This is a genomic window from Falsiroseomonas oryzae (assembly GCF_027856955.1).
Taxonomy (GTDB): domain Bacteria; phylum Pseudomonadota; class Alphaproteobacteria; order Acetobacterales; family Acetobacteraceae; genus Falsiroseomonas; species Falsiroseomonas oryzae.
The window spans coordinates 1-2466 of the sequence record NZ_JAPSMD010000621.1 but is presented as its reverse complement, the minus strand read 5'-3'; the positions used below and the strand labels follow the sequence as shown (position 1 = coordinate 2466).

The following is a 2466-nucleotide window of genomic DNA, read 5'->3' as shown; positions in this document are numbered from 1 at the left end:
GCGGCGTCACGCGCTTCGCTGCCGCCGCCTCGACCGTCTCGGCCGGCCTCGTCGGACGCGAGGCGGAGCGCGCGGTGCTGGATGCGGCGCTGGCCCAGGCGCGGGGCGGACAGGGCGGCGCCCTGCTGCTGCATGGCGAAGCGGGCATCGGCAAGTCCCGCCTGGCCGCCTCGCTCGCCGAGGCCGTGCCAGGGGCCGTCGCGCTGCAATGCTCGCCGCAGCACCAGGGCACGGCGCTGCATCCCGTGGTCGAGTGGCTGGCCGGCACCACGGGCCGCGGCGCCGAGGCCGGCCCGGAGGTGCGGCTTGCGGCGCTGCGCGCCATGCCGGGCATCGCGGAGCAGGCCATTCCGGCCGTCGCGAGCCTGCTCGGCCTCGACACCGGCGAGGCGGCCCCGCCCGACGCGTCGCAATGGCGCGAGGCTATCCTGGGCGCGCTGCATGCGCTGCTGGCCGATGGCGCCGACAGCGATCTGCGGCTGCTCCTGGTCGAGGACCTTCACTGGGCCGACACGCTGACTCTCGAACTGCTGGCGCGGCTCGCCGCCACGGCAGCCGAGCGGAAGCTGCTGCTCCTCCTCACCTCGCGCCAGGCGCATGAGGGCGGGCTGCTGGCCACGACCCCGCTGCGCCGCGTCCCGCTCGACCGGCTGACGCCGGAGGGTGCGGCCGCGATGCTGGATGCGCTGCCGGGCGGCCACCGCCTGCCCGGTTCCGTGCGCACCGCCATCATCACGCGCGCCGGCGGCGTGCCGCTGTTCCTGCAGGAGATCGCGCTCTCGGTGCTCAACGCCGCCGCCGACGCGCCACCGGGCGAGACGCCGGAGGTGCCGCTGACGCTGCGCGACGCGCTGATGGCGCGCCTCGACCTGCTCGGGTCGGGCAAGCAGGTGGCGCAGGTCGCCGCGGTGCTGGGGCCGGAGGTGCCGCTGCCGCTGCTGGCCGCCGCCGCCGGACTGCCCGAGCCCATGCTGGAGGAGGCGGCGCGCACGCTGGTGCAGTCCGGCCTGATGGAATGGCGCGACCGCGCGGCTGCGCAGGCCCTCGGCTTCCACCACGCGCTGATCCGCGACGTCGCCTATGGCTCCATCCTCAAGGCGGTGCGCACCCAGCTGCATGCGCGTGCCGCGCAGTTGCTGGAAGGCGAGTTCGCCACGCTGGCCGGCGACCAGCCGGAGCTGGTCGCGACGCACTGGACCAATGCCGGCGAGGCGGGGCGCGCCATCCCGCTCTGGATCCAGGCCGCCGAGCAGGCGCGCGCGCGCTCCGCCGCGGTGGAGGAGGTGCGCCACATCGAGACCGCGCTGGACCTGCTGGCCCGCACGCCCGCCACGCCCGAGCGCGATGCGGAGGAGCTTGCCCTGCGCCTCAAGCTGGCCACCCCGCTGGTGCCAGTGGCCGGCTGGGGCTCGCCGCGCTCGGCAAACAACGCGCAGCGCATCGCAGAACTGCTGGACACGGATCAGCCGACCCTGCCGGCGCTGCAACTCGTCTGGATCCAGGGCGTCGGCGCGCTGCTGCGGTCCGAGCAGACGGCCAGCATCGCCCTCGGCGAGCGGCTCATCGCCATGGCGCAGCGCTCCAAACTCCCGAACCTGCCGATCATGGGCCATCGCGTCGCCGGCTACGCCCACCTGATGTTCGGGGAACTGGCGAAGGCGGAGCGGCACATGGTCGACGGTCTGGCGGGATATGCGCCGGACGGCTTCGATTCCTGCATCGAATGCTCGCCGATGGACCTGCTGGTCTGCGCCGCGGCACAGAACGCCATCCTGTTCGCGCTGCAGGCCCGCTACGTGCGGCTGCGGGAAAGCTGCGACCTCGTCTGGCGGCGCATCGCCTCGCTCGACTCGCCGGCCAGCTACAACTACGTCCTGCTGCACCAGACGCTGCACGACCTTGTGCTGCGCGACTTCGCGAAGGCGGAGGAGCGCTGCCGCGAGTTGAAGACGCTGGCCGAGCGGCAGCCGATCTACCACTTCTACGTCCAGCTCGAGACCGGCTGGCTCGCGGCGCGTGCCGGCGCCCTGGACGACGGGCTTGCACGGCTGCGGGCCGCGGCGCAGTCCTTCGACGGGCAGCACAGCCGGCTCTGGGTGCCCTACTTCATGATGCTGCACGCCGAGATGCTGATCGGGGCCGGCCGCCACGCCGACGCGCTCGATCTGCTCGGCACCATTGCGGCGGATTGCGAGACGCTGGAACAGCATTTCCACGACGCGGAGGTCCATCGCCTGCGCGCCCACGCGCTGGCCGGCCTCGGCGCCGCCCCGGTCGAGGTGGAGGCGGCGCGTGACGCGGCAATGGAGATCGCGCGCCGGCAGGGCGCGCGGCTCTATCTGCTGCGCATCGCCGCCGACCGGGCGCGGCGGCTGCAGGCCGCCGGTGCCGATGCGGATGCCGCGCGGCTGGTCTGCGACGTGCTGGCCGAGGCGCCGGAGGCGAAGGGCTTCGCCGAGCACGCCG

1 protein-coding gene is annotated in these 2466 nt (G+C 74.2%); it reads left to right on the top strand.

Translation table 11 applies throughout. The features are described from left to right. A partial coding sequence (locus tag OZN99_RS29735; protein WP_270938825.1) for an ATP-binding protein occupies positions 1 to 2466 on the top strand: 2466 nt, incomplete at both ends.